Here is a 23,640-nt window from a genome sequence, read left to right on the forward strand (position 1 = left end):
AGACCTTCAGTAGACCTTCAGTAGACCAGTTCGGCGTTGTTGCAATCGACCCCGTTCAGCCACAGGTCGGCATTGCCGAGCCGGATGCCGAGCGTGGACGTCAGCGGGATAAGCAGGGCGTCCAGCAGGCCCGCGATGGGAGGCAGCAGGGCATCGAGCAAGGCCCCGACGTTCAGCGGGATGCCCAGCACGCCAAGGCCCACCGTCACATCGGGGTTGAGGTTGCGGACCATGTCCGTGATGGCGCGGGACAACGGCTTGGTCGATGACGTGGTGGCGCTGCCGCCCGGCGCCAGCACCACGTCGTTGAGCGGGTTCATCGGCGTGACATCCGGCTTGGGATTGGCGACGACCCTGGTCGACAGCACGCCGGCAAGCACCTTCACCGAGGCCAGCTCCACCACCGTCGCCGCCGGCGCGCACTGCGGCTTCGCCCCATCGGCCACGCAGGTGGTCAGCACGTCCGGGATCACGTTGACCGTGGCGCGCCGCTGCGCCGGGTTGGCCGCGCACTGGACGTTGGTCAGGTCGCCCCGCGCCTGCCCCACGCGCAACCAGACCGGCAGGTTGACGTCTGCGCTGGCCAGCCCCAGCACGGGCAGATTGGCCTTCACCGCCAGCCACAGCCCCAGTTGCGCCGTGGTGGCCGTGGTCTGCCACGTGCCGCCGGGCAACTGCCGCGCCGGCCCCACCGCCACCTGTGGCGGCTGCACGATATAGAGCTTGCCGCCCACCGAGCCGAGGCCGACGTTGACCGAGATCTTGTCCAGGTCGATCGCACTGGTCCCGCGCGCCACGTAGGCCGCCGTGGTCAGCAGCGAGGCCACGTTCACGGCCACCTCCGCCGCCGACGAGGCCGCCGGCGTGAGCACGCCCAGATCGAGCATCTTCGCCAGCGTCACCGTGGTGCCGATGCCGCTCACCCCCAGCTGCGTCACCGGACTGCCAAGCGCCGCGTTCAGCAGCGCGCTCTTGCCCGCCGCGCCCAGCACCAGCGCGTAGAACTGCTGGATCGACAGCGTGGCGTTGAGCAGCTGGTCGATGGTGCCCACGCCGGCTTGCAGGCGAAGCTGCTCCAGCGTGACATTGGCGCCGACCAGCCCGCTCCAGTCCAGCACGGACAGGGTCACCGTGTTGCCGAGCAGCAGGCCGAGCATGCCGCTGGCCGTGGAGACGTCGAGCACGCCGCTGCCGAGCGTGAACGACGCCACGGGCGGGCTGCCGGCCGCGATGGCCTCCGCGCGCAACTGCCGGGATGCCGTGCCGGGCAGCACGAACAGCACCGGCACCGTGTAGGTGGCCTGCACGCGCACCGCGTTGGGCGAGACGGTGGCGGCCGGATAGGCGGCGTTGAAGTGGCGCACGCTGTCGCCGTTGGCCGGGTTGGCCGGGTCCCACAGGCCCAGGCAAGCGCGCAGGCCATCGGCGCCGCCGCCGGCCACATCGGCGCAATTGGCGCTCACGCCCGACGCATAGCCGTTCTGCGCCGCCGCCGCCGTCACGCTGCCGAGCACGCTGGCCGTGGTGGTGGGCAGGTCGGCGGCCCGCTTGAGTTGCTGCGCGCCCGAGAGCGCGGCCAGATCGACCATCTTCTGCAACTGGCGCTGGCTGTAGAACACATGGCCGACGTCGATCGACACCAGCGCGGCTACGCCGACCGTGGCGATCAGCAGCGCCGCCATCAGGCTGACGGCGCCGCGCGCGTGGCGATGGGCTCGGAGCGGACGCATGGCCGTGGCCTTACTGCCCGTTGGGCACGGCGGGCGTACCGCTGCCGGCGCCGCCGCGCAGTGGGCTGCCGGTGGCCTGGCTGGTGAAAAACTCCGGCAGCTCGTAGCGGAAGCTGCGCATATATCGCTCATAGCCGATGGCGGCCTGCTCGCCGCCGAGCGGGATCGCCGCGCCGGCCTGCGAGCCGTTGCGCTGGATCTCCAGCAGCGTGCGCGTCTGCTGGCCGACCGGGAGTTGGGCGGTCGTTGGCTGGGGGTCGGCGGGCTGGGCCGATACCGGCGCGGCGATCAGCAGCGCCAGCAGCGCCACGACACTGGAAAATCGACGGATGGTCATTGTGCGGCTCCTGAAGCAGCGATGGCGATGGCGTTGGCCGGGGCCAGCAGCGCCAGCGGCTTGGTGGCGGGCGTGCGCTCGCGGGCCAGCGCCGCGCGGGCGACTCGGTCGCCTTCCTTGCGGATAGCGGTCCGCGTGGGCTCGGGCATGGCGGCGCGCTGCATCATCGCGTTGGCCTCGGCGCGCTTGCCGCTCGCCCACAGCCATACCGCCGCGTTGCTGACGATGCGCGGGTTGCCGCCGTCCAGCTGCAGCGCCTGCATCACCGGAATGCGCGCGTCCTGCAGCGCGCCGCCGCGCATCAGCGCGTAGCCGAGGTCGTTGGCCACCTGCGGGTTCACCGGATCGAGCGTGGCGGCCTGCCGCAGCGAAACGGCGGCGCGCACGAAATCGCCCTGCCGTCCCAGCACCAGTCCGATGCCGTGATGCGCGGCGGCGGCGCGGTCGGTGCTCAGCAGCTCGCGGTAGGCGGCCAGCGCCGCGTCGTCCTGGCCGGTCTCGCGCAGCGCGGCGGCGCGCATCAACTGCACGCCCGGCTGGGTGCCGAAACGCTGCTGGAACGCGTCGATATGCGCCAGCGAGGCGAAGTACAGCCCCTCCTGCTGCATCCGGGCGATCAGGCCGAGGTAGACGGCCTGGTCGTTGTACTCGGCGCGGGCCTCCTTGTCGCGCAGCTTGGCCAGCGCGATCTGCGCCTCCGCCTGCTGCGCCAGCGCCTCGGCGCTCTGCTGGCTCTGGCTCGCGCAGCCCGCCAGCAGCAGTGTCACGACCATGGCGATCATCGGTTTCGTCATTCAGTGCCCTCCGTTCATGCGCGCCAGCATGCGAATCACGCCCAGGAAGCCCGGGCCGGCGGTCAGGATCAGCAGCACCGGCAGCAGGCTGACCACCATCACACCGGTCATCTTCACCGTGAGCCGGCCGATCTTGTCCTTCATGCGCGCCTTGCGCGCGGTCTGCAGCCGCTCGCCGAACTGGCGCAGCGGCTCCTGCACGGCGCCGCCGTGGCGGTCCACCTGCGTCAGCAGCGTGATCAGGCCCTTGAGGTCTTCATCGTCGAACAGCTTGCCGATGCGCTGCAGCGTCTGCTCGCGCGAGCGGCCCGAGGCGAACTGCTGGTTCGCGCGCTGCAACTCGGGGCCGAGCACGTGCAGCATGCTGCCGAACTCGACCACGATGATCTGGAGGCTCTGGTCGATGGACAGCCCCACGCCCTGCAGGAGCCGCAGCATGTCGATCAGCACCGGCAGTTCATCGGCCACCCGCGCCAGCCGCTGCTTCGCGCGGCGGCGCAGGGCCAGCTTGGGCAGCAGGAAGCCCACCGCGAAGGTGACGAAGCCCCAGCCGATGGCCCCCGCCAGCGACACCGGCAGCCGCCAGGCGAAGACCGCCAGCGCCAGCGCAACGGGCACCGCCACGCGCAGCCCGCCAAACACTGCGCGCGGACGCACGCCGTAGTAGCCGCACTGCTCCAGCAGCCGCTGTTCCTCGGCGGTGATCACGGCGCGGCCCAGCTTCGAGCTGAGCCAGATCTCGCCGAAGCGTGCGCCCGGCGTAGCGGGATCGGGCGATGCGGCAGGCGCTGTCGCGGGCGCGGCGGCTGGTGGCGAAGTTGGCGTGGCCGCTGCGCGTGCCGCCTGCCGGTCCAGCGCGGCGTCCAGCGTGCGCGTGGTGGCGCGGCGCTGGCGCCATTGCCGCACCAGCGGCCACGCGAGCAGCCCCGCCGCCCCGGCGGCGGCCAGCAGGCTCATCGAGAGCAGGGTCGTCATGTCGATCGTCATGCCCATGCGCGCGCCCTCATATCGACTTGGCCAGCCGGTACAGCAGGAGGGCGCCGACCACCTCCAGCCCCAGCGCGGTCAGCAGCATCGCCTTGCCCATCGGGTCGCGCCACATCAGCAGGATGTAGCCGGCGTTCATCACGAACAGGCCGCCGGCCACCACCAGTGGCAGCAGGCCCAGCACCCACGCCGACAGGCGGGTCTCCGCCGATAGCGCCATCAGCTCGCGCTGCGCTTCCTCGCGGTCGCGCATGAAGGTGGCGGTGCGCTCCATCACCACATCGGCCCGGCCGCCGTAGCGCACGGACAGGCGCAGCACCGACGACACGATCACCAGTTCGGACAGGTCATAGGCGCGGCCCACCATCAGCACCGCCTGATCGAGTTCCTTGCCGGCGCGCTGGAGGTGGATGGCCTGCACCAGGCACTGGCGCAGCGGCGCCTCGGTGTTCGCCACGGAGTTCTGGAAGGCGGCCGGCACGCTGCTGCCGATGGTCATCAGCCGCACCACGCCATCGAGAAAGCCCGGCAACTGGCGCAGCATCTTCTCGCGCACGCGCCGGATGCGCACCCAGAGCAGGAAGGCCGCCAGCGCCACGCCCGTCACCAACATCGCCCCCGCGCCCAGCGCGCCGCCGATCAGGCCGCCGAACAGCACCAGCGTGGCCACCGGGGCGCCCCAGCGCAGCGCCGTGGCGCGCGTGGGCGCGAGGTCGGCGCGGCGCAGCAGGTCGGTCCCGCGGCGGCGCAGGTCGCGCGCGCCGGCTTGCGGGGCCGGGTCGGCGGCGGTGGCGTAGCGCGCCCGCACCTGCTCGGTCTGGGCGGTGAGATGGGCGCGCGCGTGCTCCGCCTGCCCGCGCGCGCGGGCCGTGGCGAGCAGCAGCAGCCCGGTGCCGAGCAGCACCAGGGCGATGGAGGCGATGAGCAGGCCGGCGACCGCCATGTCAGAGGTCGAACCGGTCATCGAGCCCGAAGTTCGCGGGCCGCATGCGCGCGAGCTTGGGCGAGTGCGGCAGGATGCCGAGCGACTGCCAGCGGTCGCCCTCGGTGCCGTCCGCGTTCTGCACCGGCTCGTGCCGGTAGAGTTCCTGCGTGGAGATGATGTTGTCGCCCAGGCCGGTCACCTCGGTAATCGACAGGATGCGGCGCTTGCCGCTCGACAGCCGCCCGATCTGCACGATGAAGTCGATGGCGTTGGCGATCTGCCGGCGCAGGCTCACCTCGCTGCCCTGGAAGCCGGCGAAGCCGGCCAGCATTTCCAGCCGGTACAGGCATTCGCGCGGGCTGCTGGCGTGGATCGTGCCCATCGAGCCATCGTGCCCGGTGCTCATGGCCTGGAGCATCTCCAGCACCTCGCCGCCGCGCACTTCGCCCACGATGATGCGGTCTGGCCGCATGCGCAGGCTGTTGCGCAGCAGGTCGCGGATGGTGACCGTGCCGGTCCCCTCGAAGCCGCCGGGCCGGCTCTCCAGCCGCACCACGTGCGGGTGGTTGAGCGCCAGCTCGGCGGTGTCCTCGATGGTGATCACACGCTCCGTGGCCGGCACGAAGGTGGCCAGCGCGTTGAGCAGCGAGGTCTTGCCCGAACTGGTGCCGCCGCTGACCAGGATGTTGCAGCGGGCGCGCACGGCGGCGTCCAGCAGCTCGCTGATCTCCGGGCTCATGGTGCCCAGCGCCTGCAGGTCGGCCGGCGTCAGCGGGTCCTTGCGGAACTTGCGGATGGACACCACTGGGCCTTCCAGCGCCAGCGGCGGGATGATCACGTTGATGCGCCCGCCGTCCGGCAGGCGCGCATCCACCATCGGATTGGACTCGTCCAGCCGCCGGCCAATCGGCGCCAGGATGCGGCGCACGATGCGCAGCAGGTGACCGCCATCGGCAAAACGCACCGGAATCCGCTCCAGCACGCCGTGGCGCGACACGTAGACGTCCAGGTGCCCATTCACGAGGATGTCTTCCACGGCCGGGTCGTTGAGCAGGTCCTCGATGGGGCCGAAGCCGGCCAGCTCCTTGGTCAGCGCCTCGGCCATCTGGCGCAGCTCGGCCTCGTTGATCGGGATGCGGCGCAGCCGGGTGAAGCTCTCCAGCTCCAGGTCCACGAACCGATGGATCGCCGTGCGCGACCATCGGCCGAACTCGGCGCCGAGTTCCTCGATGCGCGTCAGCAGGTGCTCGTGCGCCGCCTCCTTGATCGTGTGGAACTCCTGCGAGACAGGAAACGGTGCGGCGGCGTTGTCCGAAAATTCGATCGCTTGGGTCATGTCAGTTCCAGCTTGATTCCAGCTTCCTGATCAGGTGCCGGTGCGGACGGCGCGCAGCGCCTCCGGCAGCCTGTCCTTCATCCGCGCCAGGATGCTGCGTGCCTCGCCCGGCGCGGCGGCGTAGCCCAGCCGCGCCATCAGCGTGCCCAGCGCGCGCACGTAGGGGTCCGCCGCGTCGTCGTCCGCCAGCACCGCGCCCCGGTTGGCCGCGCGCAGCAGCGCGCCGCGCCGCTCCGGCAGGGTGCCGACCGATGCCACACCCACCCGTTCGGCCACCTGCGCGGCGTCCACGCCCAGCTGCGGGTCGAAGCGGGACACCAACAGGTGCAGGTCGTCCCGCTCGATCTCACGCTTGCGCAGCTCCTGCACCAGCTCCACGGCGGAGACGATGGCGCCCACGCTCTGCTCGGTGACGATCACCACGGCATCGGCCGCCTTGACGATCTGGGCCATGAACTCGGCATTGGAGAAGCCGCCGAGGTCCACCACCTGGAGGTCGAAGAAGGCGCGCAGGCGGTCCAGCAGGGTCAGGGCCTCCGAGTACGAGACATCGCGCAGCTCGGACAGCGTGCCCGGCAGCGGCAACACGGACACGCCGTTGGCGTGGCGCGCCAGCGCGGTGCGCACGAACACCTGATCGAAGCGGCGCAGGTTGCGCACCGCCTCGGCGAAATGAAATTCGGGGGCGATATTGAGGTACAGCGCGCCGTCGCGCGCCGGCAGGCCGAGGTCGAGCAGCAGCACCTCGCTGGCGCCGCGCTGGCGCACCGCCGCCGCGAGGTTCACGGCGGCGCTGGTCACGCCCACGCCCTGACGCGCGCCCAGCATCGCCACCACCTTGCCGTGCCGCGCCGGCTCCACGGCGCGCACGTCGGTGCGCAGCGCGGCGCGCGGCACCATCAGCCGCTGCACGGCGCCCTTGGCCTGCGTGGTGGCGCCGTGCAGGTCGATAAAGTCCCGCACGCCGGCGCGCAGCGCGGCCAGCATGGTGTCCGGCTCGGTGGCGTGGCCCACGGCCACCAGCGGCACCTGCGGGAACAGGCGCGTCACCTGTTCGGCCAGGCGCGTCGAGGCTACCGCGTGCGGCGCCGTGAAATCGAGAAACACCAGTCCGGGCCGGAGCGCACTGATCTGGTCGGCAACCGCCTCCTGCGAGCTGGCCTCCACCACCAGCGTGCCGAGCCCCACCAGCGCGCCGGCCAGCCAGTGGCGCACATCATCGCGCGCGGTGTTGAGCAGGAAGACCTCGGTCTGGGCGTCCATGGTCTTACCTCGAGAAGCCGGGCAGCGTGGGGTCGGCGAACTCGCCGAGCATGAAGCGGCCCCAGACGTTGGGGTCGCTGCTGGTGCGGCCGTCGTCGCCACCCACGCCCGCCACCGCCGGCGCATCCTTGGCCAGCGGCTTCACCAGGTGCGGCGTGACGACGATCATCAGCTCGCGGTCCTCCTGATGGAAGTTCAGGTTCTTGAAGAAGCTGCCGAGGATCGGCAGGTCGCCCAGAAACGGAATCTTGCTGACGTTGCTGACCGTGTTGCGGCTGACCAGCCCGCCGATGACGAAGCTCTCGCCATCGCCCAGCTCCACGGTGGTGTCCGCGCGGCGCGTGACGATGGCCGGCACTGACGCGCCGTTGATCTGGATGCCGCGCGAGGGGTCGAGGTCGCTGGCCTCGGGCGCCACCTTCAGCGCGATGCGCTGGCCGGACAACACCGTCGGCGAGACCGTCAGCCCGATGCCGAACGGCTTGAACTGGATGGTGGTGGTGCCCAGCGCCTGCGGCACCGGGATCGGGATCTCGCCGCCGGCGAGGAAGCTGGCGCTCTGCCCGGACAACGCCACCAGGCTCGGCTCGGCCAGCACGCGCACCATGCCGTTGGCCTCCAGCAGACTCAGGTTGGCGAAGATACCCTTCGAGGCCGATGCGGCGATCAGGTTGAAGGCGCTGCTGATCGGCGACACCATCTCGCCGGCCGTGCCCACGCCGGACGTGAAATCGACCTTGGTCAGCGACGACGGGCTGAACTGCGCGAACGTGAAGCCGCCCTTGTTGCGGATGAAGTTGAGGCCCACCTCCTTGAGCACGGTCTTGCTGATCTCCACCACCTTCACATCGACCTGCACCGTGCCCGAGACCGGCAGCGTGGAGCGATCGACGACCACGCCACCCGGCTTGCCGTCGGCTCCGCTTGCTGTCCCACCTACTGCGGCGCGGGCGGCCTGCTGGGCCCGGTACGCGGCGGCGGCGTCCGGCGACTGGCCGCTGATGGTGGCGCCGGCCGCCGAGACATCGACCTGCGCGCCATCGGCGTCGGCCGCCACGGCGTCCACCCGCACCGTGTAGCTGAGCGGCGCGGCGTTGCGGGTCCAGAGCTTGAGGTCGGTGGCGCCGGGCTTCTTCGCCACCACGAGCACGCTGGGCGGGCCGTCGCGATGCTCGAGCAGCAGCGCGTCCGCCACGGCGGGGTTGCCCACCGCCACGCGCTCCAGCGGCTGGCCGGGGCGGATTTCCTGCTGCGCGCCGGCCAGCAGCCGCAGCGTGCGGGGGGCTGGCGGCGACTCCTGCGCCGGGGCGCGGGCGGGCAGCAGCGCCGCGCCGGCGGCCAGCGCGAGCGCCATCGCCAGAATCATCCTTCTATATAGATAGGCCTCGGGGCGTGCGAGGGCGCGGTAACGCGTGGGGGTGGGCATGCCGTGGGGTCCGTTATTCGATGTCTCGGCGGCCGGCGCGGATCATCTCCACGCCGCTTCGGGTGTCGTTCGATGCCGGCCGCGCCACGGCGGGGGCTGGCATGGAGGGGGCAATGGGTGCCACGGCCTGCGCCGCAGGCCGCACCGGGCCCGTGCCGACCAGCCTTGCCAGCGACTCGGCGAGCAGGCCATCGCCTGGCATGGTCTCGTCCCTGGGGTTGCGCAGCGCCAGCGTCAGGCGTCCGGCCTGCTGCGCCATGACCAGCTTGCTGACCTGTTCCAGCGGCACCGATAGCACCGCCGTCTTGGCGCCCTCGCGGCGGGCCATCATCTGCTCGCCGCCCTCGGCTCGCTTCGCCTCGTTGACCGCGCTGGCGCCGTAGGCCAGCACGCGCAGCCGGGAGAGCAGCATGCGCGCCTGGCTGTCGGCAATTTCCTGGCTGTCGCGGCGCAGGACGACGAAGACATCGACATAGTCGCCCGGCTGCACCTGATGACCGACGCCGATCACCTCGTCCACCGCCACCGCCATGGCGCGCTGGCCCTCGGGCACCTGACGCGCCAGCCCGGCCAGCAACTGGCCTTCGAGCACGGGCACATTGGCGCCGAGCGCCACCACGGGCACCTGGCCGGTCACGCGCGCTACGTCCTGGTAGGCGCCGGTCGGGTCGATCGGCAGTTGCATGACCTTGAGCGCGTCGGCGGGCAGCGGCTTGCCGGCCTCCACCGCGCGCGTGGTGACCACCACGGCATGCATGGGCGCGGCGCCCTGCACCGGCTGCGGCACCGCGGCCTGACGCGCCACCTGCCAGGCCAGCAGCGCCAGCAGCGCCGCCAGCACCAGCAGCGCGACGGCCGCCATCCGTATCTGCCTGCTGTTCATGTGGGTGCTCCGGGTGTCATCGACATGGCTGGGTTCTCGGAATTCTTCTCGGCGATCGTTCTCAGATGTCTGGGGAGATCTGCACCACGGCCGAACCGGTCAGCGTGGCGGGCACCGGCACCAACGGCACGCTGGGCAGGAGCGACGTAGTGGGCAGGTTCAGCGTGACGCGCACGCAGGTGGTACCGGCCGGGGCGGAGCAGGCGACGGCCTGCGCGACATCGGCGGCGGGCACCAGCGTGGCGAGGGAATCGGGCAGCGTGGCGCGCGCGGCCTGCGCCGCGGCGGACACCCGCAGGTCGATGGTGGTGGCGAGCGTGCCCCCGTTCGACGTCAACGGATAACGCAGCGCGGCCCGCGCGCCTTCTTCGGCGGCGAGCGTGAGCACCTGCTGCAGCGCCAGCACCATGCCGTAGTACACGATGCCCAGCACCAGCGTCAGCAGGAGCGGGAACACAATCGCGAACTCGAGCGCCGCCACCCCCATGTGGCCGCGTCGGGTCGCCTTCGCCCGTAATGACATGCTTCACCCGGTCTCTTCTGTTAGCGCCAAACCGGAGGCGCGGCCTCCCCCGTTGCCGGGGGAGGTTCGCCGACAGCCATTTCGCGACTTGGTACCACTCTCACTGTTGCTTGCCCGGCCGTCCGTGTGCTGCCCGCGGCCGGTGCATTGCCATGACGATCCACGCCGATGCGATCGGCGTGGCCAACAGGGGTCGAGGATTGCCGGCGGCTGCTAGCTGCCGCTCTTCACGCCGAACAGCGTGGTGACCTTGGTGGAAAGTTGGGTGAAGCCCTGGCTGAGGCCGTCGCCGAGGGCCGTGGCCCCCGTGACGATGCCGAGGGCAATGAGGCCCACGATGAGGCCATATTCAATGGCGGTGGCGCCGCGTTGGTAGCGGCTGAAACGTGCCAGCACGTTCTTCTTCATGATGCACTCCCGAAGCGACAAAAAAGAAGTTCCGATCCCGATGGGTGTTGCGCGTGACCGCCAGCGCCACTGCCCGGATGCCGGTTGTGTTCGCCGCTTCATTGAGCGGCGATTTTGTTGTTTTTGGCGCTGGTAGAACATTTATAAGACATGCTATGTCTCCAGCCATACCCCCCATAGGAACTAAGGGAATGCCAATGGGGCCTAGCTTAAAGTGGGACAGACGTTTGAAACAACGCAACCCCGCGCAAAGCGTGATCCGAATTGTTCGCGCGCTGGCAATAAAAGCGAATGTGCCGTGCGGCGTCCTGCACGTTCTGATGCGGGATGCTGCACGGCACGAAATAAAAGGATGCGCCGCGCGGGGTAAGGACGACAGCGCACCATAAAGTAGCCGGGCGATGGCTAGGGAAAGTCCCGAGCCACCTTCAGGCTCGGGGGGGTCAGTGTTGCGTCAGGCCGCCCAGCAGGCCGGTGACGCCATTGAGCGGGGAGCCGGCATTGCCGCTGGTGGCGGTGCCGTTGGTCGCATTGGTCAGCGCGCCGGTTACCGTGCCGACGAGGCCGGTCACCGGGGCCAGCGGATTGGTGCCGCCGCTGCCGCTGGCATTGGCGACCGGCAGGCTGTTGAGCAGCCCGCCAAGCGGATTGCCGCCCGTGCCGCCCCCCGTGCCGTTCCGGTTGTTCAGCAGCACGCCGGCGGCGGCCACGGTCTTGCCGGTCTCCGTCACCACGCCGCCCAGCGGCGAGACGATCGGCTTGTCGGCGTTGGTCAGCATGCTGCCGCCAGTCGCCACGGTGTTACCCAGCTTGGTCAGCAGGTTGTCGACCGGGACGCCCAGGCCGGTGGCCCCGCCCACGGTCTGCGTGGTATCGGTCAGCTTGGTCGTCAGCGGCATGATGGCCTTGCTCGCGCTGCCGGTGAGCTGCGCCACGGGGCCGGTGGACAAGGTGTCGCCAAGCTTGCCGCCCACCTGCATGACGGTGCCGCCCACGGTCTGCACCACGCCTCCCACCGGCTGGGTCACGGGCGCCAGCGGCGAGAGTTGTTCCGTGCCGAGCGACTGGACCAGATCGCCCGCGCTGACTACAGTCTTGCCGGCCTGCGTGACCACGTTGCCGGTGTTGCCGACAGTGACGCCGAGCGGGTTGTCCACGCTGCCGATCTTGCCCAGCCCCTCCCGCACGCCCACGCCGAGCGTGGCCACGGTGTCGCCGGCCTTCATCACCACGTCGCCGGTAGCGTTCTGCGCGGCATCCGGCACCACCGGCAGGTTCGCGTCCTTGACCTGCTGGCCGATCTGGCTCACGGCATTGCCGGTGGCCACCACGGTATTGCCGGCGCCTTCGGTCACCTTGGCGGTGGGCGTGGTGTCCACCGAGGCAGCCGGGGTCGGCGTGGCCGGCGGCGGCGTGACGTTGTTGTTCCCGTTCGGCGAGGCGCCGCTGCCGGAACCTCCCGACGAGCAGCCGGCCAGCAGCGCCAGCACGGCGCCACAGGCGATGGTGATGACCGACACCGAACGTTCGCGTTGCATCGTTGACCTCATGATCTATCTCCTATGGTGTGCTGGTGTGGTGTGCTCGAATCCCTCGGGCTTGCCGATGCGCGCAAGCGGTGTGCCAGCATCAAGCGCACGTTCAATACGGGCGCTCCGCACGCCCTCGCCACCGCCCGGAGACCGTTGCCCGGCGCGGCGCTCCGGCCATCGCGTCGCGCCCCGGCGTGCGTTGCCGAACGCTGCCGGAACGCCGTGTGGCGTGTTACGTGCTACGTAACGTGTTCCCGCCCACGCCACACGCCGCCGCCGCGCGCCAGCCCCGCCCGCTTCATGCGGGCGTTTGAGCCCGCCGCCCGCAAACGCTTGCCTGACGCGCCTCTCCGCGGCCCCTTCCCTCCCTTCGCATGGCATGCCCGCAGGCCGTTGCCGGCCGTTGCCGGCCATGGCACACCGTTTGCGCCATGGCATGTACCGCCACGCATTCGTGGCAGGTCGGGAAAAAACCAAAAGGGAAAAGGTCATGCGCAATCAAACGTTCGCGAAGCACATCGCCCTGTCGGCATTGCTCGGGTCGCTCATCGTGCTGGGCGGCTGCGCCAGCGGCAGCGGCTCCACGTCGATGGGCACCAGCGGCTCAGGTGGCTCGAATGGCTCGGGCAGCAACAACGCCGGCCTCGGCGGCACGGGTGGTACGGGCGGCACCGGCACGGATACGGCCAACAACGGCGGTGGTGGTGGCGGCGGTGGCGGCGGTGGAGGTGGAGACAACGGCGGCGGCGGCGGCACGGTGGCGCTCACGCCCACCAGCACCATCGTCAGCAACGCCGGCGGCGTGGTGAAGGGCGTGGGCGATACCGTGACCGACGTCGGCACGGCCATCAAGGATGCGAACCTGCCAGTGGTGTCGCCGGCCACGCAGAACGGCCTGGCCGGCGTGGTGACCTCGCTCGGCAGCGCCGTGAACACGCTCGGCAACGGCGTGCAGGCCGGGCTCGGCAATATGCCGAACGCCACCAACCCGCTGGGCACCACGGTGGCCAGTACCGGTGGCGTGGTCGCCCAGGTCGGCAACGCGGTGACGAACGCCGGCGGCGCGGTCAGCGGCCTCGGCAGCGGCCCGCTGGCGCCGCTCGGGGCGCTGACCAACCCGCTCGGCGGCGTGGTCTCGCAAGTCGGCGGCGCCGTGACCGATACCGGCGGCAAGCTCGGCACCGCGCTTTCCACCGGCCCGGTCGAGCAGCTGACCAGCGGCGTGAGCAAGGCCATCGTGCCGCTCACGTCCACGCTGACCAGCAGCACCCAGACGCTCGGCGCGGCCACCGGCCTCGGCCAGCCGGTCAGCAACCTGCTGACCACGGTGGGCGGCGCGCTGGCGACGGCCGGCACCTCGCTGCAATCGACGCAGAAGCCCGTGGTGTCCGGCGTGGGCGGCATCGTCACAGGCACGGGCAACACGGTGGCGTCCCTCGGTGGCGCAGTGAACGGCCCGGCCAGCGGCGGCGCTGGCCCGCTGGCGCCGGTGACGGGACTGGTCAGCGGCATCACGTCTGGCCTGACGGGCGGTAACGCTGGCGGCGGCTCCGGGACGTCCGGCCCGCTTGCGCCGGTGACGGGCCTGGTTGCCGGCCTGACCGGCGGCAACGCGCCGGCGACGACCACCCCTGCGCCGACCACGCCGACGCCCAGCGGCGGCACGGGCGGAAGCAAGCCGGCGAACCCGCTTGCCCCGATCACCGCCCCAGTCACCGGCCTCGTCGGCGGGCTGGTCGGCGGCCTGACAGGCGCCCTCGGCGCGGGCGCCGGCGCGCGACGCTGACGGCCTCCCATCGACATCGCACTGCACACACAAGCGTAGCGGCCACCGCAAGGCGGCGGGGATAGCGGCATCCCCGCCCGCCGTGGCACGCCACGCATAGCCGCGAAGCTGTGCTTTCTTGCCTTGGGGTATTGCCATGCGACCACGCGTCCGTGTTGCCGCGCTGCTGCTCAGCGCCGGCGCCTGCCACAGCAGTCTCACTTTTGCCGAACGGGGCCCGGTACAAGGCGACCCGACCCAGACCCTGCCGCGCATAGCGCCGAGCAAGCCGGCCGACAGCAACGTCACGGTGCAGGTGGAGCGGCCCGACGCCGCCCTGCAGAACCTGCTGGCCTCGCGCCTGACGCCGCGCCACTTCCGCATCGAGGGCGCCAGGACGCTGCCCTTCGACCAGATCGCCGCCAAGTTTGCGCCGCTGGCCAACCGCGAGATCACCGTCGCCGAACTGCTCCAGGCCGCCGAGTCCGTCACGCAGCTATACAAGGAAGCCGGCTACCCGCTCTCGTTCGCCTTCGTGCCGGCGCAGTCCTTCGAGCATGGCGATGTGCTGGTCACCGTGGTGGAGGGCTACGTCGCCAACGTCACGGTGCGAGGCAAGCCCGGTCCCGCCGAAGCGCGGCTGCGCAAGATCGCCGAGCAGCTCAAGCAGGACCGGCCGCTGCGCCAGGAGCGCTTCGAGCACTACGTCAACGTGCTGGCGCAGCAGCCCGGCATGCAGGTGGCGGCCACCGTGCAGCCGCCCACCACCACGGACGGCGCCTGCGAGATGGTGCTCGAGGTCAAGCGCAAGCCGTTCACGTTCGGCACCGGCGTGGAGTGGATGTCCCCCGGCGTGCGGGCCATCGCCACGGCCACCACCAACAGCCTGACGCCGCTGGGCGAGCAGCTCTCGGTCTCCACGCTGTTCCCGAAAGGGCGCGATAACGAGGAGTACTACGCGGCCAGCTACGCGCAGCCGATCGGCACCGAGGGCATGCTCGCCAAGCTCACCGCCTCCCACTACCGTGGCGTGCCCGAGAACGCCGCGCTGGCGCCAATCGGCTTCGAATCGCGCTACGTGAACGACTCGAAGCGGCTCGGCGGCACGCTGAGCTATCCGCTCATCCTCAATAACCGCCACGCGCTGACGCTGACCGGCGGGATGTACGCGAACAGCCAGTTCGAGCGCTACACCCAGGCCGTGCAGCCGGGCGCGGGCCGCCAGGTGGAGCTGTCCACCAGCGTGCGCGTGGCGAGCCTGGAGATGGGCTACGTCCAGCGCGCGGAGGGTGTCACGCGCAGCGCCACGCTCGGCCTCTACAAGGGCTTCGACGCGCTCGGCGCGAATCGGGAAAACAATCAGAATGATCTGAACTTCCTGCGCACCCGACTGCTGGTCTCGCAGGCCAACGACCTGCCGTTCGGCTTCGGCATGGCGCTCTCGGCGGCCGGGCAGTTCAGCGACCAGCGGCTGGCGTCGAGCGAGCAGATCAGCTTCGGCGGGCGCTTCTTCGGCCTCGGCTATCCGGCGGGCGAGGTGGCCGGGGACAAGGGCTGGGGCGCCTCGGCGGAACTCAACCGGCTGTTCACGGTGGATTTCACCTACCTGAAGACGCTCCAGCCGTTCCTGGTGGCGGACATGGCGCGCGTGGTTTCGAACAGCGTGTCGCTCTCGCACCGGACGCTGCAGTCGCTGGCCATCGGCCTACGTTTTTCGGACCGGCGCTACTACACGATGGACGTCTCGGTGGCCCAGCCGGTGGGCGACAAACCCACCAATGCGAGCCATCGCTCGCCGCGCTTCAACCTGCTGTGGTCGTACCAGTTCGATTGAGTCACCGCACCAGCCGCTGAGGCGGTTTGGTGCAGTTCGATCCTTGACCCCCGCGTCACCCGCAAATGAGAATGGCTCGCATTTGTACACATCAGCACGTACCAGGGGGTTGTCATGCAGGTCTCACGCGTCGTGGCCGGATCGGCCACATTGTCCCAATCCGACGAAGCATCAGAAGGCCGTGCCGGGGCGTCGTTGCCCCGGCTGACGCAGGCCGTGGGCGTGGCCCTCGCCGCCGCACCCGTGGCGGCGCTGGCGCAGGTGGAGCTGCCACCGGTCACCGTCAACGAAGACCGCCACGACGGCTTCCGCGCCGCGTCCACCGGATCGCCCAAGGACCCCGAAGCGCTGCGCGACACCGCGCGCTCGGTCAGCGTGATTCCGCAGGAGGTCATCCGCACGACGGCCGCCACCAGCCTGACCGAGGTGCTGCGCACCGTGCCGGGCATCACGTTCGGCGCGGGCGAAGGCGGCAATCCCATCGGCGACCGGCCTTTCATCCGTGGCTATGACGCGCAGGCCAGCACCTTCCTCGATGGCTTCCGGGACATCGGCGCGCAGTCGCGCGAGATGTTCAACGTGGAGTCGGTGCAGGTCAACAAGGGGCCGGCCGGCGCCTATGACGGACGGGGCGGCGCTGGCGGCACGATCAACATCCAGAGCAAGGCACCCCGGCTGGAACGCTTCGCCGAAGGCACCCTCGGCGTGGGCAATGCCGAGTACGTGCGCGCGACGGTGGATGGCAACTGGCGCATCGGCGAGCATGCCGCCGTGCGGCTCAATGCGATGTCCCACAGCAGCGACATCCCCGGGCGCGACGCCGCGCGCGTGAGCCGGTGGGGCGTGGCGCCGTCCGTCGCCATCGGGCTGGGCACCGCCACGCGCGTCACCGCCTCCTGGTATCACTTGCAGACCGACGACCAGCCCGACGTCGGCATCCCGTACAACAACGCGGCGCACACCGCACGCAAGGACGGGCGGCCCCGGGTGCGCCCGACCGGCGATGGCCGGCCGCTCGACGTGCCGCGCGAGACCTACTACGGCCTGCTGAACCGTGACTTCCAGAAGGAGCAGAACGACACCGGCACGCTGCGTATCGAGCACGATTTCAGCCCCGCGCTCAAGCTCCGAAACCAGACGCGGCTCGCGCGCACCCAGCAGGACTTCATCTGGACCCAGCCGGACTCCAACCTCGGCAACACCTACTACAACCTGCTCTGGCGGCGCGCCAACACCCGCGTGGGCACCGTCGACACGGTGGCCAACCAGACCGACCTGTCCGGCACCTTCCGTACCGGCGCCATCGGCCACAAGTACGTGGCGGGCGTCGAATTCTCCGAGGAGAAGGCCAACTGGGATACCTACAAGGTCGATACCGGCGACCGCCGCTGCGCCAATGGCGCCGGCGCGGCCAGCGGCTACAACTGCACGACCGTGTTCGATCCCAATCCGGCCGATCCGTGGGCAGGCGCGATCCAGCGCAACCACCGGCCGACCGATGTGCGCACCCGGACGCTGTCTGCCTACCTGTTCGACTCAGCCGAGATCACGCCGCAATGGCTGGTCAATGCCGGCCTGCGGCTCGATCGCTATGACACCACGCTGACGCAGGCGCCCAACGCCAGCGGCGTGCGCAACCAGTTCTCGCGGCAGGACACGCTGGTCAACTACCAGCTCGGCGCGGTCTACAAGCCGGTGACGTGGGGCAGCGTGTATGCGAGCTTCGGCACGTCGTCCACGCCGGCGGGCTCGTTCCTCGGCCAGGGGGCGGAATCCAATTCGCTGGCGACCGACGCCGCCGGCAATCGCGGCGACCAGCTCGCGCCCGAGAAAAGCCGCGCTTTCGAGTTGGGCACCAAGTGGGATGTGCTGGGCGAGAAGCTGGCCCTGACCGCCGCCGTGTTCCGCATCGACACGGACAATACGCGGATCCTCGCGCAGGACGGCACGGCGCATATGGCCGGCGAGCGGCGCGTGGATGGCGTGGAACTTGGCTTCGCCGGCAACGTCACGGCCAGATGGGCCGTGTACGGCGGCTACACCCACCAGAAGGCCACGCTGCGCCGGAACGGCGGCAAGGGCACGGCGAACGGCGCCACCGACGGCAACGCGTTCCCGAACACCCCGGCTGACAGCTTCAGCTTCTGGTCCACCTACGAGGTGCTGCCGGGCCTGATCCTCGGGGGCGGCGCCAACTACGTGTCCAAGGTCTGGGGCAACGAGGCCAATACGAAGTGGGTGCCGGCCTACTGGCGCTTCGACGCGATGGCCGCGTACCGGCTGAGCAAGTTCGCCAGCGTGCAGCTCAATCTGCAGAACCTGACCGACAAGTCCTACTACGCGCAGGCGCACCGCAACCACTACGCCACGATGGCGCCGGGCCGCGCCGCCACGCTGACCCTCACGCTGCGCTACTGACAGCCGGAGACGGAGGATGGATACGCTGCCATTCCGCGTGGCCTCCGCGCTGGAGCTGGGCCAGCTTGCGCCCGATACCCTGCGCCACGTGCTGGCCGGCCCGCCCGGACCGGCGCTACGCTGGCTCGGCGCGGCAGCCGTCAGCGGCCAGCTCGATGCGCAGATGACGCTCGGCCAGTGGTTCCTCGCCGGGCGGGGCCTGCCGCCCGATGCCGCCCGCGCGCACTACTGGTTCAAGCGGGCGGCGCTGTGCGGGCACGCCGGCGCCGCCAACCTCGTCGGCCGCTGCTACGAGAACGGCTGGGGCACGGCACCCGATGCGCGCGCCGCCACGCACTGGTTCCACACCGCAGCCCTGCGCGGTTCCGATTGGGGGATGTACAACTTCGCCACGTCGCTGGCGCTCGGGCGCGGCATGGCCGCCAGCCGCGCCGCCGCCTTCACGTGGTTCGAGCGCGCGGCGGCACGCGGCCATGCCAAGTCGCTCAACGTCGTCGGGGGCTTCTATGAAGATGGCTGGCACGTGGCGCGCAACCTCGCCTGCGCGGCGGACCACTACCGTCGCGCCGCGGCGGGCGGGGACTTCCGCGGCTGCTTCAACCACGCGCGCATGCTGGCGCTGGCCGGGCACGAGATACCCGCGCGCGCATGGGTCCGGCGCGCGGCCCTGACGGCCAACGCGCCGTTCGTCGACAAGATGCTGGCCTGGCTGGTTGCGGCACCGCAACCCGCACTACGCGCGCTGGCGGATGCGGTGCAAGGCGCCCCGGGCGCACGGGGCGCCCAGGCGGTGCGCCTCAGTTCACCCGGAACCCCACCTTGATCATGACCTGGAAGTGCGCGATCTTGCCGTCCTGCACATGGCCGCGCGTTTCGATCACTTCGAACCAGTCGATGTTCTTGATGGTTTCACCGGCTTTGGCAATGGCGTTGCGGATGGCACCGTCGCAGCCGTCGGCGGATGAGCCGACGATTTCGACCAGCTTGTAGGTGTGGTTCGTCATGGTGGTCTCCTGTCGCATCTGGCGTTGTGCCTTCCATCATAGGCAGCATGTCCGGCAAGCCCAAGGGCCACGGACGCCGCAGGGCCCCCCGCGCGGGTTGCGGAAGGGCCGCTTCCACTGTTACGCTGCGGGCCGCTGAACTTCTGCCACCACTCTGTAACCTGATGTTTACTTCCCTTCACCGTTGCAAGCGGCTCGCCCTGGCGAGCCTGATGGTTGCCGCCACCGGCCTCGCCGCCGTGGCCCAGGCCCGCACCACCTCCACGCTCGAGCGTCTGGCCGATGCGCTCACGCCCGCCGCGCGCCCGAGCGCGTTCGCGGCCGGCAGCACCTATACGCTCTGCTTCGTGCCGGACGGCCCGAGCTGCCAGGACATGCTGATCGATGCCATCCACAACACCCGCCGCAAGCTGCTGATCCAGGCGTACTCGTTCACCAACGCGCAGATCGCCAAGGCCGTGGCCGATGCGCACCAGCGCGGCGTGGACGTGCGCGTGATCGTGGACAAGAGCCAGGTCTCCGAGCGCTACACCAGCGCCACCTTCCTCAAGAATGCGGGGATTCCCGTGGTGATCGATACCAAGCCGGCCATCGCCCACAACAAGGTCATGGTGTTCGACGACCAGGCGGTCTTCACCGGCTCGTTCAACTTCACCAAGTCCGCCGAGCAGCGTAACGCCGAGAACGGCATGCTGATCCGGGGCGACGCCGCCGTGGTGCGCGCCTATACCGAGAACTGGCGCACCCGCTTCGAGCAGTCCTCCGCGTACTGATCACACGCCAGGGGCCTCCCCCGGCCCCTCGGCATCCTCCCGCAGCAGGATCAGCCAAACGCTGACAGACCGGCCGCCCGCGCCGGTGTCTACTTCAGGTGTGTATCCCCGGATGCCGCGAACGGCGATTGCCCGGGGTCATGCCAGCCATGATCCCCCGCCAGACCCTCTCCGGCGATGTTTCGAGCCTGCCCTCTCGCATCGTCCGATCGCCCCCTCGCGCGCCGCCGGCCAACCTGGCAGGAGGAAATATGCTTACCAATCAGAACACCGATAAACCCGTGCGCCGAGGGGCGCGCGCGCTTTGCGTCATCGGCGTGGCCGTGGCGTCGCTGGGCTTGTCGATGGGCGCCCGCGCCGACATAAGCACGTCCAGCGCCGGCCCGTTCACCTATGTATGCGGTGGCGTGGCGGCGGACGAACAGGCGGAAATGAACAGCGCGGCCCGCGAGTACGACATGGGCCTGCTCTTCACACAAGGCGGCCGGGGCGAGTACCTCTCGGACGTCAACGTGAAGCTGATGCGGAACGGCAAGCAGGTGGCGGAGTTCACGTCCACCGGCCCGCGCTGCCTGATCAAGGGCCCGCGCGCGTCGTACCAGGTAGTGGCCACGTTCGAGGGGACGTCCAAGCGGACCACCCTGAGCCCTGGCGAGAAGAACGTGCAGTTGCGTTGGTAGGGCCGCTGGCAGGGGCATCGCCCCCTCGGCCCGCTATATAGATATGCAGCCCTGAGCCGCCATCCCCTGCGCGGCCCCATGCCGGCCCCGTCCCCGCGGGGCCGGCATATTTTTTTGCCCCCGTTTTTGCCCACGTAGTTGCCCACGGTTTTCGGCCACGGCCTGCATGAATGCAACAGGAATGGCACACTTCCGGGTTCTATTGTGGAGTGCCTCAAACCCTGGAGAGTTCGCATCATGACGACCAAGCCCGACAGCCGCTGGATTCGCATCGACACCGCCGATGGCAGCTTTGACGCCTACCTGAGCCTGCCGCCGGGCGGCAAGCAGCCCGGCAATCCCGGCATCGTGCTGATTCAGGAGATCTTCGGTGTGAACGAGCACATCCGCTCGGTGGCGGACCAGTACGCGGCGGACGGCTACGTGGTGCTGGCCCCGGACGTGTTCTGGCGCAAGGCGCCGCGCGTGGAGCTGGGTTACAGCGGCCCGGACTGGGAACAGGCGATGGCGCTGCGCACCAGCGTGGACCTGGAAGCCGCGGTGTCGGACATCGGCGCCACGGCCACCGCGCTGCGTGCCGAGATTGGCACGGGCGGCAAGGTGGCGGCAGTGGGCTACTGCTTCGGCGGGCTGCTGTCGTACCTGGCGGCGGCGCGGGGTCTGGTCGATGCAGCCGTGCCGTACTACGGCGGCGGCATCCAGAACCAGCTGCACGAGGCCGCCGCGCTGAACGTGCCGGTGCAGTTCCACTATGGCGCGCTGGACAAGCACATCCTGCCCGAGCATGTCGAACAGGTGCGCCAGGCCGTGGCCGGCAAGCGCGGCACCGAGGTCTTCGTCTACGATCAGGCCGATCACGGCTTCAACTGCTGGGCACGCGCCTCGTTCCATCAGCGCTCGGCGGCGCTGGCCCATGGTCGCGCGCTGACCTTCCTGGCCAACGCGCTGTCCTGAGCCCCGCTCAGTAAGGCACGGCCACGCCGTTCTGTATCTTCACGCGGTCGCCCGAACGCAGGTTGTACGGGCTGGCCTGCGTGAGGGTCAGGTAGCCGCTGTCGTTGGTGCGCACGCGCACCCGGTAGGCCGCCGGCCCAGTGTTGGTCTGCTTCTCCACCGCGTTGCCGGCCACGGCGCCGGCGACCGCGCCGCCAATCGTGGCGATGGTATTGCCGCGCCCGCCGCCCACCTGATGGCCGAGCAGCCCGCCCGCCACGCCGCCGATCACTGCGCCGACGCCGCTGGTGCCCGCAGGCTGGCCCCGCACCATCTCGATCGATTCCACCCAGCCGTAGCGCACCGCGTACGGGTCGGCACCATCGCCCGGCTGTGTCGCCGGATAGCCGTACTGGTCGTAACCGGGCTGCTGGGGGTAGGACGCCTGGGGATAGCCGGACTGCGGATAGCCCGACTGCGGGTACGCTGGCTGCGGGTAGCCCGGCTGCTGGTACGCCGGCTGCTGGGGATAGCCCGACTGGGGATACGACTGCGCCGGATACCCGCCGCTGATCTGCGTGCCGCTGGTGCCGCTGGTGCCATACCCCGCCTGCTGCGGGTAGCCACCGCCGTAGTTGCTGCCGTAGCCGCCTCCATAGCCGGTACCGTACCCGTCGGCATAACCATTGCCATACGGCGCGGTGACACAGCCGGCCAGCGCGCCGGCGGCGATGACGGCCAACGCCGTGGAACGAAACGGGAAAGACATGGTGGAGACTCCTGCGGCCAATGCGCGTGTGGATGATGCGCGCGAGTCTAGAGCCCGGGCCCGGCGGCAGGTGTCACGGGAGATTGTGATGGGTAACGGGCTGTAACGCCGCCCGTGGACGAATCAGAGCCGATCAGCGCCGTCGTCGTTGAACGCCGTGATGCGGGCCACGCGGAAGGTATTGCGCAGGGACTCGAGTTCGGCCCGGTGCAGCATCGCCAGCCGGTTCAGGCAGCGCTCGCCCTTGGCCAGCAGGTGGATCTGCACCACGCGGCGGTCGTCGGGATTCACCTTGCGGCTGACCAGCCCGGCCGCCTCGCAGCGGTTCACCAGCGCCACCACGCCATGCTGCTTGGCCTGCAGGCGCTCGGCCAGCTCGCCCACCGAGGCCCAGTTCCGCTCCGCCGAGCCGCGGATGTGGAGCATCAGCAGGTATTGCTGCACCGTCACGCCTTCGGCGCGCGCGGCGTCTTCGGAAAACCGCAGGAAACGCCGCAACTGGTATCGGAAATCGGACAGCGCCTCGAAATCCTGCTTGGTCAGGGCGGCTTGGGGCGCGGCGGGCTTGCGTGGCATTGAAGAATCAGTTTTGCAGAGGGGGAAATCCGGCGCTCATTATAAAAGCACCCCTGTGCGCGCAGGCATCCTCCGGTGCGCTGGCGCGCATTTCCGCATGCGCGCCGGACGGGGTATGGCAGAATCTGTGCGGAGACCGACACCCTAACACCGCCAACCCGGAAATCCGCCCGATGTTCACGGAAATTGTCCTGTTCCTGCTTGATACCGTCTTCACGCTGTTCGGCATGGCACTGCTGCTGCGCCTCTGGATGCAACTGACCCGGCTGCCGTCGCGCAATCCGGTGTCGCAGGGCGTGTTCCAGGTCACGGACTGGATCGTCCGGCCGCTGCGCCGCATCATTCCGGGCTTCGGCGGCATCGACTGGGCCACATTGATCGCGGCCTACCTGACCGCCGTGCTGTTCCTGGTCTGCCGTGCGCTGGTGCTGGATGCGGATCCGCTGGCCTTCCTGCCGGTGATCCTCGCCCTCAGCCTGCTCAACGTGCTCAAGTGGGGCATCAGCATGGTGATGTGGGTGACGTTGCTGATGGCGATCCTGTCGTGGGTCAACCCGCAATCGCCGATGGCGCCGGCGCTGTGGCACCTGACCGCGCCGATGCTGCGCCCGCTCCAGCGCGTGATACCGCGCCTGGGCGGCTTCGACATCTCGCCGCTGATCCTGTTCGTGATCGCGCAGATCCTGCTGATGGTCATCGCCAGCGTGAGCCGTGGCGTGATCTGAGCCGCAAGGCTAGCACAGA

Annotated in this window: 23 protein-coding genes; 8 read left to right on the top strand and 15 right to left on the bottom strand. The window is 69.9% G+C overall.

From position 1 onward, the window contains the following. Positions 1–17: 17 nt before the first annotated feature. From AC1DEL_RS14425 to AC1DEL_RS14480, 12 genes are all read right to left on the bottom strand, one after another. Complete coding sequence (locus tag AC1DEL_RS14425) at positions 18–1,730, bottom strand: TadG family pilus assembly protein (RefSeq protein ID WP_477125323.1); 1,713 nt, start codon at positions 1,728–1,730, stop codon at positions 18–20. Positions 1,731–1,740: 10 nt separating this feature from the next. Continuing rightward, positions 1,741–2,067 (bottom strand): DUF3613 domain-containing protein, encoded by a 327-nt coding sequence (locus AC1DEL_RS14430; RefSeq protein ID WP_092296009.1) that lies wholly within the window; start codon positions 2,065–2,067, stop codon positions 1,741–1,743. Beyond that, entirely contained in the window at positions 2,064–2,861 is a 798-nt protein-coding gene (locus AC1DEL_RS14435) for a tetratricopeptide repeat protein (RefSeq protein WP_477125322.1), read from the bottom strand. The genes AC1DEL_RS14430 and AC1DEL_RS14435 overlap by 4 nt, the downstream gene beginning before the upstream one ends. Then, entirely contained in the window at positions 2,862–3,854 is a 993-nt protein-coding gene (locus AC1DEL_RS14440; protein ID WP_477109973.1) for a type II secretion system F family protein, read from the bottom strand. 10 nt (positions 3,855–3,864) lie between these two features. Then, the gene (locus AC1DEL_RS14445; RefSeq protein WP_477125321.1) at positions 3,865–4,791 is read right to left on the bottom strand and encodes a type II secretion system F family protein; all 927 of its coding nucleotides are present in this window, start codon (positions 4,789–4,791) and stop codon (positions 3,865–3,867) included. Position 4,792: 1 nt separating this feature from the next. Further along, on the bottom strand, positions 4,793–6,109 hold the full coding sequence (locus tag AC1DEL_RS14450) for a TadA family conjugal transfer-associated ATPase (RefSeq protein WP_092296014.1): 1,317 nt from the start codon (positions 6,107–6,109) through the stop codon (positions 4,793–4,795). A gap of 30 nt (positions 6,110–6,139) precedes the next feature. After that, on the bottom strand, positions 6,140–7,372 hold the full coding sequence (locus AC1DEL_RS14455; RefSeq protein ID WP_092296017.1) for a MinD/ParA family protein: 1,233 nt from the start codon (positions 7,370–7,372) through the stop codon (positions 6,140–6,142). Between the two features lie 4 nt (positions 7,373–7,376). Next, positions 7,377–8,738 (bottom strand): type II and III secretion system protein family protein, encoded by a 1,362-nt coding sequence (locus AC1DEL_RS14460; RefSeq protein ID WP_477125421.1) that lies wholly within the window; start codon positions 8,736–8,738, stop codon positions 7,377–7,379. Positions 8,739–8,811: 73 nt separating this feature from the next. Beyond that, on the bottom strand, positions 8,812–9,681 hold the full coding sequence (gene cpaB / locus AC1DEL_RS14465) for a Flp pilus assembly protein CpaB (protein ID WP_477125320.1): 870 nt from the start codon (positions 9,679–9,681) through the stop codon (positions 8,812–8,814). Positions 9,682–9,742: 61 nt separating this feature from the next. Further along, on the bottom strand, positions 9,743–10,204 hold the full coding sequence (locus AC1DEL_RS14470; protein ID WP_092296026.1) for a TadE/TadG family type IV pilus assembly protein: 462 nt from the start codon (positions 10,202–10,204) through the stop codon (positions 9,743–9,745). 213 nt (positions 10,205–10,417) lie between these two features. Continuing rightward, on the bottom strand, positions 10,418–10,612 hold the full coding sequence (locus AC1DEL_RS14475) for a Flp family type IVb pilin (protein ID WP_092296028.1): 195 nt from the start codon (positions 10,610–10,612) through the stop codon (positions 10,418–10,420). A gap of 443 nt (positions 10,613–11,055) precedes the next feature. Further along, positions 11,056–12,150: a collagen-like triple helix repeat-containing protein gene (locus AC1DEL_RS14480; protein WP_255370858.1), complete on the bottom strand. Its 1,095-nt coding sequence runs from the start codon at positions 12,148–12,150 to the stop codon at positions 11,056–11,058. A gap of 484 nt (positions 12,151–12,634) precedes the next feature. Here AC1DEL_RS14480 and AC1DEL_RS14485 point away from each other — a divergent pair, with 484 nt between their 5' ends. The 4 genes from AC1DEL_RS14485 (at position 12,635) to AC1DEL_RS14500 (ending at position 18,984) form a co-directional block, all read left to right on the top strand. Next, entirely contained in the window at positions 12,635–13,930 is a 1,296-nt protein-coding gene (locus tag AC1DEL_RS14485) for a collagen-like triple helix repeat-containing protein (protein ID WP_477125319.1), read from the top strand. A 136-nt stretch (positions 13,931–14,066) separates the two neighbouring features. Then, a complete protein-coding gene (locus AC1DEL_RS14490) occupies positions 14,067–15,743 on the top strand; it encodes a ShlB/FhaC/HecB family hemolysin secretion/activation protein (RefSeq protein WP_441592669.1) in 1,677 nt (558 codons plus the stop codon). Between the two features lie 114 nt (positions 15,744–15,857). Beyond that, complete coding sequence (locus AC1DEL_RS14495; RefSeq protein ID WP_477125318.1) at positions 15,858–18,161, top strand: TonB-dependent receptor; 2,304 nt, start codon at positions 15,858–15,860, stop codon at positions 18,159–18,161. 16 nt (positions 18,162–18,177) lie between these two features. Further along, complete coding sequence (locus AC1DEL_RS14500) at positions 18,178–18,984, top strand: tetratricopeptide repeat protein (protein WP_477125317.1); 807 nt, start codon at positions 18,178–18,180, stop codon at positions 18,982–18,984. On the opposite strand, the gene AC1DEL_RS14505 is transcribed toward AC1DEL_RS14500, so the two are convergent. Beyond that, a complete protein-coding gene (locus AC1DEL_RS14505; RefSeq protein WP_092296046.1) occupies positions 18,959–19,165 on the bottom strand; it encodes a dodecin in 207 nt (68 codons plus the stop codon). The two genes, AC1DEL_RS14500 and AC1DEL_RS14505, sit on opposite strands and share 26 nt — an antisense overlap. 164 nt (positions 19,166–19,329) lie before the next feature. Here AC1DEL_RS14505 and AC1DEL_RS14510 point away from each other — a divergent pair, with 164 nt between their 5' ends. The 3 genes from AC1DEL_RS14510 (at position 19,330) to AC1DEL_RS14520 (ending at position 21,572) form a co-directional block, all read left to right on the top strand. Then, on the top strand, positions 19,330–19,938 hold the full coding sequence (locus AC1DEL_RS14510) for a phospholipase D family nuclease (protein WP_092296049.1): 609 nt from the start codon (positions 19,330–19,332) through the stop codon (positions 19,936–19,938). A 251-nt stretch (positions 19,939–20,189) separates the two neighbouring features. Next, positions 20,190–20,618: a hypothetical protein gene (locus tag AC1DEL_RS14515; RefSeq protein ID WP_477125316.1), complete on the top strand. Its 429-nt coding sequence runs from the start codon at positions 20,190–20,192 to the stop codon at positions 20,616–20,618. A gap of 237 nt (positions 20,619–20,855) precedes the next feature. After that, positions 20,856–21,572 (top strand): dienelactone hydrolase family protein, encoded by a 717-nt coding sequence (locus AC1DEL_RS14520; RefSeq protein WP_092296054.1) that lies wholly within the window; start codon positions 20,856–20,858, stop codon positions 21,570–21,572. 7 nt (positions 21,573–21,579) lie between these two features. On the opposite strand, the gene AC1DEL_RS14525 is transcribed toward AC1DEL_RS14520, so the two are convergent. Together AC1DEL_RS14525 and AC1DEL_RS14530 are read right to left on the bottom strand one after the other, a co-directional pair. Beyond that, positions 21,580–22,320 (bottom strand): glycine zipper 2TM domain-containing protein, encoded by a 741-nt coding sequence (locus tag AC1DEL_RS14525; protein ID WP_477125315.1) that lies wholly within the window; start codon positions 22,318–22,320, stop codon positions 21,580–21,582. Positions 22,321–22,443: 123 nt separating this feature from the next. Further along, positions 22,444–22,896: a MarR family winged helix-turn-helix transcriptional regulator gene (locus tag AC1DEL_RS14530; protein WP_092296060.1), complete on the bottom strand. Its 453-nt coding sequence runs from the start codon at positions 22,894–22,896 to the stop codon at positions 22,444–22,446. 173 nt (positions 22,897–23,069) lie between these two features. Between AC1DEL_RS14530 and AC1DEL_RS14535 the strand changes: the two genes are divergently transcribed. Next, a complete protein-coding gene (locus tag AC1DEL_RS14535) occupies positions 23,070–23,621 on the top strand; it encodes a YggT family protein (protein ID WP_092296062.1) in 552 nt (183 codons plus the stop codon). The last annotated feature ends 19 nt before the right edge of the window (positions 23,622–23,640 follow it).

This window comes from Cupriavidus sp. 10L43_2 (assembly GCF_056395265.1).